The sequence below is a fragment of the Flavobacterium akiainvivens genome (assembly GCF_001278115.1).
Lineage (GTDB): Bacteria > Bacteroidota > Bacteroidia > Flavobacteriales > Flavobacteriaceae > Flavobacterium > Flavobacterium akiainvivens.
This window is the reverse complement of sequence record NZ_LIYD01000005.1, coordinates 303,718-319,078: the sequence shown is the minus strand read 5'-3', so window position 1 is coordinate 319,078 and position 15,361 is coordinate 303,718. Positions and strand designations below refer to the sequence as shown.

Below are 15,361 nucleotides of genomic sequence, written 5' to 3'. Positions count from 1 at the left end.
ACAATTTATGTTAAGTCTTCAACAGCAGTATATTTTATTGCAAATTCAAGCCTGGTTACCGTGCCGGTACTGTTACTGGTAAAATCAAGCGATGCATCTAATTCTTTGCTTAACCCTTTTATAAGCCGCATACCCAGTGTGCCGGTAGACTCCCATTCAATTGCCTGGTCAAGGCCCTTTCCGTCATCAGTAACCCGGAGCACAAAATTTTCGTTACTGTTTATAAATACCTCAATGGTAACAGTACCCGTGCCCGATGGAAATGCGTGCCGTATGGCATTGGTTAACACCTCATTTAATATAAGCCCTACAGGCACAGCCGGCCCTATATCAAGCGTTACATCTTCAATATGGGTTACAAACCGTATGTTTCTGGAAACCTGGTAACTTTCTTTAAGGTATTCTATCATTTCGGTAACATAATCCCTTACGTTAATGCTCGACATATTTTCATTTGTATACAGCCTTTGGTGTATTAAAGACATGGCATTTACACGCTGCTGGCTGTTTTTAAGCGCAGCTATTGCGGCGGCATCCGTAAGAAAGGCCGACTGGCTGTTGAGCAGGCTCATAACAATTTGCAGGTTGTTTTTTACCCGGTGGTGAATTTCCCTCAGCAGCCATTCCTTTTCTTCGGCCATGTTTTCGAGCGAAACATTTTTGTGTTCTATTATGGCCTGCTTAATTTCGAGCTGGCGTACACTTTTTCTTTTCATGTAAAAACTATACAGCAGCAGTGCGGCAATAATAAGCACAAGGCCAAATACCGTATAAATAACAATTTTTATGGTCTTGTCATTCTCTAACTGTGCGTTGCGCAGCCGGGCATCGCGGTTAAGCAGCTGTATGTTTCTTTCTTTTTGCTTAATATCATTCGATTTTTGCTCGGCATCATACTCCACCTGCAGCAGCGCTATCTGGTTATCCTGGTCCTGTTTGGCTGCCCGGCGTGTGCGGTCGCTGTAGGTTTTATATTTTTTAAAAGCCTGCTCATAATTACCGGTAAGCGAATCTATTTTAAAATCCCAAAACGTGTTGTTGCGCTGGTAAAACTGGTCTTCTGTTATGCGGGCTATTTCTTTGTTTTTATCTAAATACTGCTGTGCCTTACTTACCTCTTTCCTGTTAAAAAAATAACGGATAGCCGTTGCATTTACATTATAAATTACCGACTGCCTCAGGGCCGGTTTGTGCTCTTGGGCCAGGGCAATAAGGGTAAGCGTTTCGTTGTTTGCCTTGCTGTTTTTTTGCAGGGCACCATACACGGTTATAAGGCTAAGCTTATCCATAATACGGTCATCGGGGTTTTCGGCCTTGTGCTGTTTAAGTTTTTCCTGCAAAAACCGTTCAGCTCTTTTTGCATTGCCGCCGTGCACCAAATCATTTACCACATTGTTTATAACCACATGGGTATAATTATCGTCTTTATTAGCAACGGCCAGTTCCAGCGCCTTAAGGTGAAAGCGTTCGGCATCAGTATAATTACGGTTATAATAGTGTGCAAGCCCCAGGTTGTTGTATATAGAGGCCATTTGTATTGAGGTATCGTTTTTTTTGTCGCCCTCCTTAGCCGCTGCAAGGCTGTATTTTATGCCCTGTTCATACAGCCCCATCTTGGTATAGCATATCCCTAAAAGGTCATAAAGGTTTTGCAGCAGGTCAGCCCTGCCGGCATCACGGCACATCCTGAGCGATTCGCTTGCGATGGTAATGGCCTTGCGGTGTTCAGATATATTGGTGTATTGTTCTGCTAAAGAAGCCAACACTTCCATTAGCTGGGTTTTGCTGTTGGCTTTCCTAAAAAACACCAATGCTTTTTCCAGGTAGCGAATGCGGTCCATCTGCTCTTTACCCCAACCAAAATAATAAGAAAACTCACACCAGTATTCGCCCTCTAAAGCAACCAGCTTTTTACTTCGGGCAATAGCCAAAGCCTTATTGTTGCACACTTTGGCTTTGTCAAACTCATGCCGTTCGCGCCAAATGCGTGAAAGCAATACACAGGCCATGCCCTCCCCTTCATAATACGTAAGGGTTTTGCTTAAGCGCAGGGCTTTATCGGTAAAATAATAGGCACTGTCCAGGTGTACCTCAACCGACTTGGGTTTGGCGGCAAAAAACTGCCCCATTGCCTGATAAGCCTTAACCTTTGCGATACCATTACCGGGTTGCGAAACATTCCTGTTAAGCTCTTTCCAGGGCTTAGGCTGCCCGTGTACCACTAAACCTGTAAAGATGGCTAACATAAGCAGTATGGTTTTCATGTAATGCATTGCTTTATAATATAAATACAGACATTAAGCCAAAACAAATGCCGCTTAAAGGCTAACAACAAAAGACTCTTATTTACAAGCACTTACAGCCTAAAAAACAAAACCCATAGCCATACCGCCAACAACTTTTTCGAAATACCGCTAAAACAGGCAGCCAAAACCTCGAAATATCGCTAATTCAAAAACCTGTATAGCGTGTATTTGTTTACAAACTACGGTAACCCGTGGTACTATTGATATATCGCGGTTTTAAGCAAAACACAACGATATATAAAGTGCTTAGCCAAACAAGACAGCACTTAAACAATTGAAAACAAACAAATTAAACATTTGGAATACATTATGGTTATAGGTTGAAAACCAGATTACTTATAACTTTAAATTTCAATTATCATGAACTCAAAATCTATCTTTAAAAAAGCAGCACTTGTAGTATGTGTACTACTGCTGTATGTAAACGGCTTTGCAGCCAACGATACCATTGTATCAAACCCTAAAAAACAAACCATAATGCTTATTTCAGGTGCATTTGTTACCGCCGAAGGCTGGGGCGAATGGAAGCGCTACTTTGAAGAAAAAGGCTATAACGTGGTGGTGCCCGAGTGGCCTTATAAAACCGGCGAACCCGGAACCCTAAAAGAGCGTTACAAAGAAAAAATGACGCTGGAGTATGACCTTGAAAAAATTGTAGACTACCATGCTGCCCTTATTGATAAAATGCCCGAAAAACCAATACTGGTAGGGCACTCTTTTGGCGGGCTTATAGTACAATTGCTTTTGCAGCGCGACAAGGGCGCAGCAGGAATTGCCTACCACTCTGTACCGGCTAAAGGCGTATTTGTTTTTAAATATTCATTTTTAAAGTCGTTGTGGGGGCCTCTGGGCATTTTCAGGAGTAAGGAAAACCCTTTCTTAATGTCTTTTACCCAATGGCAGTATGCCTTTACTAACGGTATGCCCGAAGAAGAACAAAGGGCGTATTACAACAAGCTGGTAGTGCCGGAATCAAGGCAGGTGCTAAGGGCTGCCCTAAAAAAACAGGGCAAGATAGATTTCCGTAAGGCACATGCACCGCTGTTGTTTGTATCAGGAAGTACAGATAACATTATACCTGCATCGTTAAACAAAAAAAACTACAAAAAATACATAAAGCACCAGCCCGAAGGGTCTATAACAGAATACAAGGAGTTTGAAGGCCGTAACCACCTGGCCATGTCTCAATCTACCTGGAAAGAGGATGCCGATTTTATACTGGGCTGGATTGAAAAACAAACTAAATAAGCTTTATCCCGGGCCTGTAACTTTAAGAGTAATACAGGCCGGGCTTTTTTGCGTAAAACAGGGTGGGTTTTAAAGCAATATAATTTGTACATGCAACCAAATTTCGGTTTTAAGCGTCTAACTTATATAACCACTAAAACAAATCACCATGAAACAATTACTTTTATTATGCGCCTTTATATGTTGTGCCTGTACCAATGCGCAGGAAAGTCAAAATCAAGCTAAAACGGCAACGGCTACATCAAACATTTTGAGTATTGACAGTAACGATGTTTACAAAATGGCACAGACATCGGGTAAAAAAAACACACTGTTTTACACCTTTGGCATTTGGTGCGAGCCCTGCCGCCTGCATTTGCCTACAGCCATAAAACTGGCCAAAGACTATGATTTGGAATTTTATGTACTGCTTGTAGATTCAGAAACCAGTGCTAAAACGCCCCGTGCAGTTGAGTACCTTCAAAAACAGGATAAAGACCTTAAGATTGCCATATTAAAAGATGCCGTATATGGCGAGAAGACCCAAAAACGCAACACAAAATTTGTAACTGAGGTTACCCCGCCGGAATTTGAAATGGTAGATGATTATTCTAAATACATTTTGCTTAATAACCAGGGCAAGGTTATTATGGTTACAAACTGGCAGGATAATCCCGGAAGCTGGGAAGACGACAGCGATATGGTAGAAATAAAGATTGTTCCGCTACTTAAGAACTAATGTAAAGCCAAAAAAACTGCAACCCAATAAGTTGCAGTTTTTTGTTTTAGCCTGTATTATAATGTAAATTTATTCGGCATCCTGCCAAACGGCCTGCATATCGATACCTAATGCCCCGGCAACGCCTTCACCATATTGTGCATCTGCCCTAAAGCAGTTGCGTATGTGGCGTATTTTAATAAACGCCTGCGCATCGCCCAGTGCACGTGCAGTGTTGGCAAAAAGCACTTCTTTACTGTCATTGCTTAATAGCCTGAAAAGGTTACCGGGCTGCGAGTAATAATCGTCATCCGTCCTGTGGTCATAAGCATATGCATCGCCACTTATGGCAAGCGGTGGCTCTTTATAAGCGGGCTGTTCCTGCCACTGGTTAAAGCTGTTGGGCTCATAGCCTTTTGTACTGCCATAATTTCCGTCTACACGCATTGCGCCATCGCGGTGAAAAGCATGATACGGGCATCGTGGCGCGTTTACAGGTATTTGTGCATGGTTTACCCCCAGCCTGTAGCGTTGCGCATCTCCATAAGAAAACAGCCTGCCCTGTAGCATTTTATCGGGCGAAAAACCTATGCCCGGCACTATATTGGCGGGGTTAAAGGCCGCCTGCTCTACCTCGGCAAAATAATTATCAGGGTTTCTGTTTAATACAAACTTCCCTACAGGCATCAACGGATAATCAGCATGCGGCCATACTTTGGTCAGGTCAAAAGGGTTAATGTGGTAGGTGGCTGCATCTGCCTCGGGCATAACCTGTATAAAAAACTGCCATTCGGGGTAATTGCCGTTCTCTATATTTTCATACAGGTCGCGCTGGTGGCTTTCCCTGTCTTTACCGATAATTTCAGTAGCTTCGGCATCGGTAAGGCTTTCTATGCCCTGCTGCGTGCGGTAATGGAATTTAACCCAGTAACGTTCATTAGCCGCATTGATAAAGCTATAGGTATGGCTGCCAAAGCCATGCATGTGGCGGTAAGAGCGCGGTATACCCCTTTCGGTCATGTTTATGGTAATCTGGTGCAGTGCCTCGGGCAGCAGCGTCCAGTAATCCCAGTTGTTATCGGCACTGCGCAGGTTGGTACGCGGGTCGCGTTTTACGGCATGGTTAAGATCGGGGAATTTCATAGGGTCGCGCAAAAAGAATACCGGGGTGTTGTTGCCCACCAAATCCCAGTTGCCCTGTTGGGTATAAAACTTAAGCGCAAAACCACGGATATCGCGCTCTGCATCGGCAGCGCCCCTTTCGCCTGCAACGGTAGAAAAGCGTACAAACATAGGCGTGGTTTTTCCTATTTCAGAAAAAATATCAGCCTTGGTATACTGCGAAATATCGTGTGTAACGATAAATTCGCCATAAGCCCCTGAACCCTTTGCGTGCATGCGGCGTTCCGGTATAACCTCCCTGTCAAAATGGGCCATTTTTTCTAAAAACCAAAAATCCTGTAGCAGTGCCGGGCCATACTTGCCTGCAGTTGCTATATTCTGGTTATCAGGCACAGGGGTGCCTGTTGCTGTTGTGAGTAGATTGTTGTTCATAGTATATGGTTTGAAATTAATGTACGGTTAAAGGCCGGGGGCAGACTTTCGCCTGCTGCCCGGCCAGAATTAACACTCCCTAATATTGTTATTTAAGCCTCTTTTTAAGCTCAGCGGCAGCCTGTATAAATAATGCTTTTGTTTGTGGTGTGTCGGCCAGCCCGTTAAGCAGGCCCCAGTCGTGTATTACATCATTATATCGTACTGTAGTGGCATCTACACCGGCCTCAAGCAGTTTACGCCCATAAGCTTCGCCCTCATCCCTTAAAATATCATTCTCGGCAACCTGAATAAGTGTTGGCGGTAACCCCTTAAGCTGCTCTACCGTAGCCTGTAACGGCGATGCAAAAATTTCTTTACGCTTTTCGGCAGGTATGTACTGGTCCCACATCCATTTCATTAAAGAAGCCGTTAAAAAGCGCTGTTCGCCATATTGTTTCCATGATTCACGCTCAAAATTGGCATCGGTAACCGGCCAGAACAGTATTTGCGATTTAAAGGTTACGCCACCTTTTTCCTTAGCGGTAAGCACAGTAGCAGTTGCAAGGTTTCCACCGGCGCTGTTGCCCACTATGGCAAGGTTGCTACCGTCTACATTTATCTCGCTGCCGTTTTTGGCAATCCATTTGGCAGCGGCATACACCTCATTTACCTGGTAGGGGTATTTAAACTCGGGCGCCCTTTTGTATTCCACAAAAATTCCTGAAAACCCGGTTAGCACCACAAGGTCGCGCACCATGCGTTTATGTGTAGGATAATCGCCCAGCACCCAGCCACCGCCGTGTATAAACATAAAGGCAGGTAGCTTGCCTGTGGCACCTTTAGGGCGTACAATGTTTAACTTAATAGTAAGGTCGTCCTGCTGGATTTCCTTTTCTGTCTCTTCAATGCCAGATAGGTCTACCTGTGCGCCTGCCTGAGCGCCTACAAGCACATTACGGGCATCTTCAACCGGCAGGGTTTCCAAAGGCTTCCCACCTGAATTAAGGGGCTTTAAAAAGGCTTTTGTTGCGGGGCTCAGGTGGCTGTCCTGTGCATAATCAACAGTGGTAACACCTGCGGCTGAATCTGTAGCCTGCGGCTTACCGGCTTCTTTGTTTTCTGTACACGATACCAGTAGTACTGTGTATACTGATAGTATCACTGTGTTTTTAAGTAATGATTTCATTTTTATGATTTTAAGATTTATTACACATATTTTTAAGTAATGCGGCTGCATGCCAAAAAAAACAAAGCATATACCAAAACACCAAACCATTGAAAAACAAATAATTACAAAAAACACCGTAAAATAAATTCGCGATAATTAGAGAATTTACCTTGATATTTAGAGAATCCGGGCTTTAAACGCATAAAAAAAGCCGCTTGTTAAGCGGCTTTTACAACAATCAATCTACCAATTACATCAATCATCAATGTAACGTGCTTTTTATATTACCTGTTTTTATTGGAAGGCACTTCCTGTATTACGGGCTCAAATTCAGACTGCTTTTTAGATAGTATATCCAACAGTTCTTCTTTAGTTACTTTCCTCCCGGTAGCAGGCGGCGTAATAACCGGTTTTTTACCGGTATTAAGGCTAATAGCCGTGCATTGCAGTACAGCATTGCCTTCGTTTATTTCGAGTATTAATCCCGGCAGGCCATAATAGCCTTCAGGCCCAAGGCTTACAGGTATATCGGGGGTATACCAGGCCGTAACCGTAGTGTTGTCTTCGGGCCTTAAGTATGTAGCTTTCTTGCAAGTGTACCCGGCAATTTGCTTTACCTCGTTTTCCTGTTTCCATGTAATATCACGCGGGGTATTGGTCAGCAGGTAGGTTTCATCTAAAATAGTAAGCTGCATTATGGCTTTGTTGTCTTTAAGGTTCATATAGTGCTGTGCATTAAACGAACCTGCGCTTATTACAAGCATTCCGCTTAGCTCTTGTGCCGGGTTTTCAACCTTTTTATAATACGATGACGCATTGTCAAACTGTAGCGTATAGGTTTCTTCGGCAGCCTCTATTACAGATGCTTTTGTTTCCTCTACCATATCCGGCGGTGTTTCAGCCAGTATATCTTCACCTAATTCAATCGATGTTAGTTTAGATGTGTAGGTTACCGTACCATATATATCCTGTGCATGGGCGGTACAGGCAAGCAATACCGCAATGCCTGTAACCAGTAAACGTTTTTTCATTTTATAATTATTCTTTTAAAAACGAATTGATATAATTTGCCACCAAACCGGGAAACTGGTGCTGGGGAGCATGCCCGGTTAATGGAAAGATTATAAACTGCGCGGTAGTAAGTATCCTTAGAAGCGGAAACCAGTTTTCAATAGCAAAACTAATATCATGATCTCCAGAAACAACCAAAATAGGTATTGTGGTAGCTTTTAATTCTTCAAGCATTCCCGCCTTATCTTCATGTGCTGCTTCTGCCCCCTGAACATAGCGCTGTAAGACATCTGCAGCAGATGGTACTTTAGATCTGTCAATCCTTTGTGCAATACGGTCGTGCGATGCCTGTGCTTCTTTTTTAGAAGATTCTGATAAAGGTTCAAAGAACAAAATTATTTCGTCATTCAGGTCATACTCCGGCTTAATTGCCGTTTCAAGAAATAGCGGTTCTAACGGCACCTCGCGTTTGCCTAACGGGCCTGTGCCAATTAAAATAAGCTTTTCTACCAATTTTGGAAATTTAATTGCTGTAATTTGCGACACAAGCCCTCCATAAGACCATCCCATTACTGTAATCTTACTGAGGTTAAGATGTGTAGCCAGGTCTTTAATATCCTGGGCAACAAAACTTAAATCGGTAGGCAATGTACCGGATGAATGACCAATACCGGTATAATCAAATGTAATTACCCTGAAGTTTTGGGCCAGGTTATCAAGAAAGAGCGGATCCCAGGTATCGAGCGTTCCGCGAAAGCGGTTAACCAGTATAATAGCCGGGCCTTTACCTATAGACCTGTAAGCCAGTTTCCTGCCATTAAGTTCGGCATATTGGGTCTTGCTGTTGTAAGCAGTGATTTGTGCAGAAGTTTGGTTACTTGTTGATTTTGTTTCCATTTTATTTTAGTTTTTAAATTAGGTTTAAAAATTGGTGGCCAACACCACCTGTGTATAATTATTGGGATAAAACAAGGCTAAGCCACTCCCTTATTACCACGGCCTCGTCTTTCCATGACGGATGCGTAAGTATACCGTGGTTACTCTCAGGAAATTCCCTGTAATCAGTAACCGAACCCGGGGTGTTGTAGCGCTTAAAATTCCGTTTTATTAAGTGCACCGGTATAAGGTTATCTTTACCTCCGGCTGTTATAAGCAATGGAGGGTGCGGTTTTTTAAAATCTACCGCGGCCGCTTTGGTAAGTCCTCCCCTTGCTACTGTTCTTGATTCGGGTATGGCATATTTTTCGTATTCCGATAGCTGTACCTGTAGTGGTAGCCCGTTTGCAAACGTCCTGCTGAAATCATTAAAGCTTACCATGTGGGTTTTCTTTACAGAAGAGAATAGCCCTAAAAGCTTCCAGGTAGCACGTAAAAATGTAAATTCATACGGAAAAACACCCTGTGGCGGTACCGGGTGTATGCCAACCCCTGCACTGGCAAGACCCCGGTTTACAAGTATTTGTGCAATAAGCCCCCCAAGCGAATGCCCTATAACTATCGGCTTTTCGGGCAGCGCTGCCGCAATGGCCGCATAATGGTTTACAAGCTCATCTAAAGTTAAGGTAGCCAGCCCTGCCCCTTCCGGCTGAAACTCTCGCAACGTTTTTGCCGGCGCATCTTTAAAAGGCCACGGCGGGGCCACTACCTCAAAACCTTCTTCAGAAAAATAAGTTATCCACTTATCCCATGTGGTATGGCTTACAAAAGCCCCCGTTATAAAAATAATGTGCTGTGCCATAACCGTTATTTTACTTTATAAGGCAATGAAAGGTTGCCACTGGCCACAGAATATACTTTATACACACCAAGCATGGGCTTGTCTCCCTCGCCCATTTCGGTACCGCCATCGCCGGTATCAACCATCATGTAGCAGGCTACAGCATCAAACTTAAAATCAGTGCGGTTGTTAATCCTGTAATCAGGCACAATAACCTTAATAGTATTGCCACTGGTTACTACATTAAATCCGGGGCTGTCCATGTACATTTCCATGCCCGGGTTATTTGCCGGAAGCACCACGTTAGGGTCGCCTTTTTTAAACTGTTTTACAGAGAGCCCTCCGCCCACACGTTTGTCTTCGTTAAGCACCACCCAGTGCGGGTGCCATATTACACCGTCGTTACCATAGTTACCGTCGGTATTTTCATCCCACATGGGTGTATCGTCAAAATCAGGGTGCGATGTAAGGGCTAAGGCTAAAATGCCTTCTGTCTGGCTAAAACCTACATCAGATGGTTTTAGTGTTGTAGGGAAAACATAGCCCAAAACCGGGGCGCCGTTTAGCTTGCCCACCCCTTTTGGCGTGGTAGAACCGGCCTGGCCCTTAACCTTAATTTCCCATACGGTTACACCCAAATCTTTATTGTGGGTTACAGATGCCGAACGAATCTGGAGGTCTTCGTTATCATAACATTTGTCGCATACAGGTGTAGAGAAAAGCCCAAGGGCTGCTGCCATTAACGTAAAAAGATTTTTCATAATAGTTGATTTAAAAATTAGTAAAGCCTTTTGGCTGCCCTACCTGTTTCCTAAATCCATACCAAAACCATAAAACACTAACAAACAACAACTTAAACAAAACACAGGTTATTTGTATTTAGCTAAATATCATAAAACAGCGAAATACCAATAATTTTCATAAAGGCATTTTTTTAGACACCACCACGAATGCTGTAAACAGAAGCAATACACTGACACCCAGCGCTATTAACTTTTGGTTAGTATTGTTTAATTTTGATGTATAAATGTTAATTTTTGCCTAAATTAGCGGTACTCCAAAATTGCCTTTCTGTAAGAAACTATTGCTGTACAAATGGCATAATTAATTATCTGTATGAAGGTTTTAATAGTAGAAGACCAGTTTATAGAGGCCTATGACCTGCAACTTACGCTGGAACGCAATGGGCACAGCGTTACCGGTATAGCAGCATCGGCACAGGAGGCTATGGCGTCAATTGAAAAAAACACGCCTGATTTGGTATGCCTTGATATATTTATAAAAGGCGCGGTAAACGGTATTGAGCTTGCAGAAACACTACAGGCATTAGGTATAGGGTTTGTTTTTATATCGGCCAACTCTGGCAAAACCATACTGGACCGGGCTAAGGTAACCAACCCTTATGGCTTTATTATTAAGCCTTTTCGCGAAGAAGATATACTTACAACTATAGAAATAGCCGGTTATAGGCACAACCATAAGCAGGAACAGCTTTGGGAACAGCGCACCAACCTGCAGCAACGCCTTAATGCGCTCGACACATCGGGTAAAGTGCTGTCTGAAAAGCTGGTACAAACAGGTGCCGTTTTACAATCTTATTATCCTTTTGATTATTTAGAGCTGGGCTTTAATGAAACAGGTATTAAACAGGCCCTGCTGCGCAAAGGATTTAGCGAATACCGTTTTTTAAGCCATAATGAATTACCCGAAATAAATAAACCTAACCCTAAAAGCCATAGTAACCTTTTTGAAAACGGAGGCCACGATATATATACAGGCCAGGCTTTTACAGCTTTGTGCCGGTCTTCTGCACGGTGCCGTTATATAGCCGAAACGTTTGGAATCCGTTCACTGATAGTGCTTACAGGCACAATAGCAAAAAGTTCTTTTAGCCTTTTAATTTGCAGCAGGCAGCCTGATTATTATAACAAGCAGCACGTTATAATGAATGATGTGGTTACGGCATATTTTGAGAAGCTTTTTAATGCGCGTGATTTAGAACTTACCCCCGTAAATAAAGTATCTCCTAAAAAACAACTTACGGCTCACAGGCACATTACCGGGGCTTTTGTGGGCACAAACAGTAAAATGCTGTCGGTTTATGATGCTGCTACCCGGGTTGCCCCATCAGATACATCGGTACTTATATTAGGCGAAAACGGAACCGGAAAAGAGCACGTAGCCCGGTACATACACAAACTTTCATCAAGGGCTGAAAAATCGTTTGTGGCCGTAAACTGCGCGGCAATACCGGCAAACTTAGCAGAATCTATTTTATTCGGCCATGAAAAAGGCGCTTTTACAGGTGCCAATGAACGCCACATAGGCAAATTTGAATTGGCCGAAAACGGAACCATCTTCCTTGATGAAATTGGTGAAATGCCCATAGAACTGCAGGTTAAGCTGTTGCGGGTATTACAGGAAAATGAAATTGAGCGGGTTGGCGGGCAAAAGCCAATTAAAATCAACGCCCGCATAATTGCCGCAACCAATAAAAACCTTGAGGAAGAAGTAAGCACAGGCAGGTTTAGGATAGACCTTTTTTACAGGTTGTACGTATTTCCTGTAAACATACCTCCCCTGCGCGAGCGTACAGAAGATATTATAAACCTTGCAGGGTATTTTATAGAAGGCTATTGCAAAAAGCTAAACCGTGGCCTTATGAAACTCTCTGCTGCCGCTGCTGAGCAACTTATTAAATACAGCTGGCCGGGCAATGTAAGGCAGCTGGAGCACGCCATACAACGCGCTATTATTATGACCGATGGCGAAATTATTAACGAACTGCCATTGCCTAAAACCACTGTAACCGGGCATACAGCATTACAGGAATTTGCCATAGATTCGGTTAAGACCATACAGGAAATGGAACGTGATTATATTTACCACATCCTTAAAAAATGCCAGGGTAAAGTATATGGTACCGGCGGTGCTGCCGAACTGCTCAATTTGCCGCCATCTACCTTAAATTCTAAAATGAAGAAACTGGGTATTTCATCTAAGTTTATTTAAGCCACTGGTATTAAATAATTTACAATAAGAAAACCCGGCTGTCTGGCCGGGCTTAGAATATATGTGGCGAAAAACATCAGCCTATAAATAACGTATTGAGTATAAGGAACAAACCGTTAATACCTACACTGGCTATTAGCAGGTTAAACACAATTTTAAGCTTTTGCTGAGACAACACAGCGGCATTAAAAGCCATACATAGTATAACCGTAAAAAACAGTTGTATAAACTGCGGTAATGATGTGCCGTTTTGCAGGATTACCATTGCTGCTATAGAACCCCAGCAGCTTTGAAATAAAACGGCAATTGTATTGAAGCCAATATACCCCCTGGCATACCCGGCTAAATATTTTTGATACGTGCTCATTGCTAAATTTTTTATTGATTTATACACACAAAGTTAGAACAGCCATAAGGCTGCGGTTTATGACCTGAATCATAACAAAGCAAAAATTACCTGAATATTTTCCTGTCGGTAATTGTAAGTGCGCCTTTGCGTTCCAGGGTTTTAATAGCGCGGATAACCGTTTCTACCCTAAGCCCGGTAAGGTCGGCAATTTGCTGGCGGGTAAGTGTAACCCTGAATTTTTCTGAAGGTGCAACGCCCACAATTTCCTTGAAGTAATCAATAAGCTTAATAATACGGTGCCCGGCATCTTGCGAAGATATTTCTGAAGCCATAATAGACTTAAAATACAGCCGTTGAGAGAGTGTAATGCTTACAGCCAGGTTTACATCAGGGTTGTTGCGCAGCATTTCAAAAAAGGCCTCTTTAGAAATTACATACACCTCGGCATCAGTAATGGCCTCTGCATTTGCAGGATATGGTTTTTCAATGAAAAGCGGCGGTTCGCCAAAGCTCATCCCTTTAGTAAAAATGCCCTGTATAAACTCCTTTCCCTCATCGTTAAAGTTGTTCATTTTAACTTCGCCCCTGGCCACCTGATAAAAGTATCTGGGCGTTTCGCCTGCATTAAAAAAGGTCTCCCCTTTCTTTGCAAAGCGTTTCTGTGCACCGTATTCTTCTAAAAGGCTTTCCTGTATCATCAGTAAAAATTAGCACCGTAAAGATACTCATAATACAAGATTGCCAGCCTTACGCATGCTGTATTTTATTGTCTTGTACCACTCCTAATTGCCTGCGATACAGTATTAACACAATACCAAGTATAACAGCCAGGCAAACCACCATAAAATCATCAATACTTTTAGAATAGGCAGTGTAATTTGCAACAGCTACAAGCCCTATTCCGTTACTGTCGCCTTCCAGCAGGGCAGCACAAAAATTCCAGCATAAGTGAAATACCACCACACTCCATATTGATTTTGTAACCACATACATAATGGTTAGCAAGTAACCCAGCAATACTATGCCTATATACCATGATGACGATGTTACAGCGCTATCAAAACTAAACCAGTGCATAAGCGAAAACAGCACCGATGATAGTAATGCTGAAGCATGGAAGCCAAATTTTGACTCCATAAAATAGTTAAATACAAATCCGCGGAAAAAAAATTCTTCCCACACGCCAACTATAAAAAGAGTCCAGAGTGTTACAAGCATGGTATGGGCAAAATCATTTGCCGGGGGCAAAAAAACAACCTGTATATCTATTATAAATACCGCTGCCAAAACTGAAAGAGTAATGATAATAACAGGCAGGCATACACCTATTACTATATTGCTGAGCAGATTTTTGGCTGTAAAGCCATATTGCCCCGGCGACAGCTTATTTATACGGCGGTTAAGCACAATTACATAAACCAGTATTATAAAAGGGAAAAGCGTCATGATGCCATTGCCTAAATCACGGTAGTTAAGCGACTGTACAACATTACCGGCACCTACAACTGCTATAAATAGTAGCATTGCACCAAGGGTTACAGCTACAGCTACCCCTGTCTTTTTAAGTTTGTTAAGTATATTTTTCATATCTGTACTTGCTTTTAAGGCTGTTAATTTTGTTTTATAAACTGAATATCTATACCAAGCCTTACTTCATCGCTTACAAGCACACCACCGGTTTCAAGTGGGGTGTTCCAGTTAAGGCCCCAGTCTTTACGGTTAATTTTGGCATTCATCATAAACGCTGCCTTAATATTGCCATAAGGGTCTTTTAAAAGGCCGCTAAACTCGGTATCAAGGGTAATGGTTTTGGTTTGCCCTTTTATGGTAAGGTCGCCGGTAATTTTGTAGTTAACCTCATCAAGGCGCTCAAACTGTGTAGCCAAAAATGTAACTTTCGGAAAGCGTTCTGCATCAAAAAAATCCTGGCTTAGCAAATGGGCATCGCGTTCTGCATTATTAGTAGTAAGCGAATTAATATCTCCGTCAAACACAACCCTGGCGTTTTCAAACAGGTCTACGTTTGTTTCCATCAGGGCCGTAAAATTTTGAATTTTGCCCGATACATTGGTAAACATCATGTGTTTTACCTTAAAACCAATTTCTGAGTGTGCTGGGTCAACAACCCATTTTGTCTTCTTCATAATGTATTGTTTTGATTAATAGCCTGTGTTATTTCGGGAATAAAAGCAAATTTACAGCCCAAAACACAAGTATTTAAAAATCAATACATTATAGATTAGCGGTATAATAATTATTTGCCACATCTCGTTAGGTTTAACGAAATATCAAGAATAATTAAAGTGGAGCATTAAAA

The 15,361-nt window shown here is 42.5% G+C and carries 14 protein-coding genes; 3 read left to right on the top strand and 11 right to left on the bottom strand.

All coding sequences use genetic code 11. The features are described 5' to 3' along the window. Positions 1-5 precede the first annotated feature (5 nt). A complete protein-coding gene (locus AM279_RS01385) occupies positions 6-2,264 on the bottom strand; it encodes a tetratricopeptide repeat-containing sensor histidine kinase (RefSeq protein WP_054405888.1) in 2,259 nt (752 codons plus the stop codon). Between the two features lie 402 nt (positions 2,265-2,666). On the opposite strand from AM279_RS01385, the gene AM279_RS01380 reads away from it, so the two are divergent. Further along, positions 2,667-3,554: an alpha/beta hydrolase gene (locus AM279_RS01380; RefSeq protein ID WP_082344158.1), complete on the top strand. Its 888-nt coding sequence runs from the start codon at positions 2,667-2,669 to the stop codon at positions 3,552-3,554. A 148-nt stretch (positions 3,555-3,702) separates the two neighbouring features. Next, positions 3,703-4,272, top strand: a complete 570-nt coding sequence (locus AM279_RS01375; protein ID WP_143090351.1) for a thioredoxin domain-containing protein — start codon at positions 3,703-3,705, stop codon at positions 4,270-4,272. 69 nt (positions 4,273-4,341) lie between these two features. Here AM279_RS01375 and AM279_RS01370 read toward each other — a convergent pair whose 3' ends face one another. From AM279_RS01370 to AM279_RS01345, 6 genes are all read right to left on the bottom strand, one after another. Then, positions 4,342-5,805, bottom strand: a complete 1,464-nt coding sequence (locus tag AM279_RS01370; RefSeq protein ID WP_054405886.1) for a catalase — start codon at positions 5,803-5,805, stop codon at positions 4,342-4,344. 88 nt (positions 5,806-5,893) lie between these two features. Beyond that, on the bottom strand, positions 5,894-6,973 hold the full coding sequence (locus AM279_RS01365; protein ID WP_082344278.1) for an alpha/beta hydrolase: 1,080 nt from the start codon (positions 6,971-6,973) through the stop codon (positions 5,894-5,896). 266 nt (positions 6,974-7,239) lie between these two features. Further along, positions 7,240-7,986 (bottom strand): GLPGLI family protein, encoded by a 747-nt coding sequence (locus tag AM279_RS01360; RefSeq protein ID WP_054405885.1) that lies wholly within the window; start codon positions 7,984-7,986, stop codon positions 7,240-7,242. A gap of 7 nt (positions 7,987-7,993) precedes the next feature. After that, positions 7,994-8,863, bottom strand: a complete 870-nt coding sequence (locus tag AM279_RS01355) for an alpha/beta fold hydrolase (protein ID WP_054405884.1) — start codon at positions 8,861-8,863, stop codon at positions 7,994-7,996. Positions 8,864-8,921: 58 nt separating this feature from the next. After that, on the bottom strand, positions 8,922-9,704 hold the full coding sequence (locus AM279_RS01350) for an alpha/beta hydrolase (RefSeq protein ID WP_054405883.1): 783 nt from the start codon (positions 9,702-9,704) through the stop codon (positions 8,922-8,924). Between the two features lie 5 nt (positions 9,705-9,709). Then, positions 9,710-10,444, bottom strand: a complete 735-nt coding sequence (locus AM279_RS01345) for a hypothetical protein (RefSeq protein ID WP_054405882.1) — start codon at positions 10,442-10,444, stop codon at positions 9,710-9,712. Positions 10,445-10,799: 355 nt separating this feature from the next. Between AM279_RS01345 and AM279_RS21000 the strand changes: the two genes are divergently transcribed. Next, the gene (locus AM279_RS21000) at positions 10,800-12,695 is read left to right on the top strand and encodes a sigma 54-interacting response regulator (protein WP_054405881.1); all 1,896 of its coding nucleotides are present in this window, start codon (positions 10,800-10,802) and stop codon (positions 12,693-12,695) included. Between the two features lie 76 nt (positions 12,696-12,771). Here AM279_RS21000 and AM279_RS01335 read toward each other — a convergent pair whose 3' ends face one another. The 4 genes from AM279_RS01335 to AM279_RS01320 all read right to left on the bottom strand — a co-directional run bounded on the left by AM279_RS01335 (position 12,772) and on the right by AM279_RS01320 (position 15,188). After that, entirely contained in the window at positions 12,772-13,062 is a 291-nt protein-coding gene (locus AM279_RS01335) for a hypothetical protein (RefSeq protein ID WP_054405880.1), read from the bottom strand. 86 nt (positions 13,063-13,148) lie between these two features. Continuing rightward, positions 13,149-13,742: a Crp/Fnr family transcriptional regulator gene (locus AM279_RS01330; protein WP_054405879.1), complete on the bottom strand. Its 594-nt coding sequence runs from the start codon at positions 13,740-13,742 to the stop codon at positions 13,149-13,151. Positions 13,743-13,791: 49 nt separating this feature from the next. Continuing rightward, the gene (locus tag AM279_RS01325) at positions 13,792-14,631 is read right to left on the bottom strand and encodes a CPBP family intramembrane glutamic endopeptidase (protein WP_054405878.1); all 840 of its coding nucleotides are present in this window, start codon (positions 14,629-14,631) and stop codon (positions 13,792-13,794) included. A 23-nt stretch (positions 14,632-14,654) separates the two neighbouring features. Next, positions 14,655-15,188 (bottom strand): YceI family protein, encoded by a 534-nt coding sequence (locus AM279_RS01320; protein WP_054405877.1) that lies wholly within the window; start codon positions 15,186-15,188, stop codon positions 14,655-14,657. Positions 15,189-15,361: the final 173 nt, after the last annotated feature.

Excerpts from the sequence above, each read along its gene's own strand:
- AM279_RS01385 (WP_054405888.1), bottom strand. The coding sequence starts at position 2,264 with ATGAAAACCATACTGCTTATGTTAGCCATCTTTACAGGTTTAGTGGTA.
- AM279_RS01380 (WP_082344158.1), top strand. The coding sequence starts at position 2,667 with ATGAACTCAAAATCTATCTTTAAAAAAGCAGCACTTGTAGTATGTGTA.
- AM279_RS01375 (WP_143090351.1), top strand. The coding sequence starts at position 3,703 with ATGAAACAATTACTTTTATTATGCGCCTTTATATGTTGTGCCTGTACC.
- AM279_RS01370 (WP_054405886.1), bottom strand. The coding sequence starts at position 5,805 with ATGAACAACAATCTACTCACAACAGCAACAGGCACCCCTGTGCCTGAT.
- AM279_RS01365 (WP_082344278.1), bottom strand. The coding sequence starts at position 6,973 with ATGAAATCATTACTTAAAAACACAGTGATACTATCAGTATACACAGTA.
- AM279_RS01360 (WP_054405885.1), bottom strand. The coding sequence starts at position 7,986 with ATGAAAAAACGTTTACTGGTTACAGGCATTGCGGTATTGCTTGCCTGT.
- AM279_RS01355 (WP_054405884.1), bottom strand. The coding sequence starts at position 8,863 with ATGGAAACAAAATCAACAAGTAACCAAACTTCTGCACAAATCACTGCT.
- AM279_RS01350 (WP_054405883.1), bottom strand. The coding sequence starts at position 9,704 with ATGGCACAGCACATTATTTTTATAACGGGGGCTTTTGTAAGCCATACC.
- AM279_RS01345 (WP_054405882.1), bottom strand. The coding sequence starts at position 10,444 with ATGAAAAATCTTTTTACGTTAATGGCAGCAGCCCTTGGGCTTTTCTCT.
- AM279_RS21000 (WP_054405881.1), top strand. The coding sequence starts at position 10,800 with ATGAAGGTTTTAATAGTAGAAGACCAGTTTATAGAGGCCTATGACCTG.
- AM279_RS01335 (WP_054405880.1), bottom strand. The coding sequence starts at position 13,062 with ATGAGCACGTATCAAAAATATTTAGCCGGGTATGCCAGGGGGTATATT.
- AM279_RS01330 (WP_054405879.1), bottom strand. The coding sequence starts at position 13,742 with ATGATACAGGAAAGCCTTTTAGAAGAATACGGTGCACAGAAACGCTTT.
- AM279_RS01325 (WP_054405878.1), bottom strand. The coding sequence starts at position 14,631 with ATGAAAAATATACTTAACAAACTTAAAAAGACAGGGGTAGCTGTAGCT.
- AM279_RS01320 (WP_054405877.1), bottom strand. The coding sequence starts at position 15,188 with ATGAAGAAGACAAAATGGGTTGTTGACCCAGCACACTCAGAAATTGGT.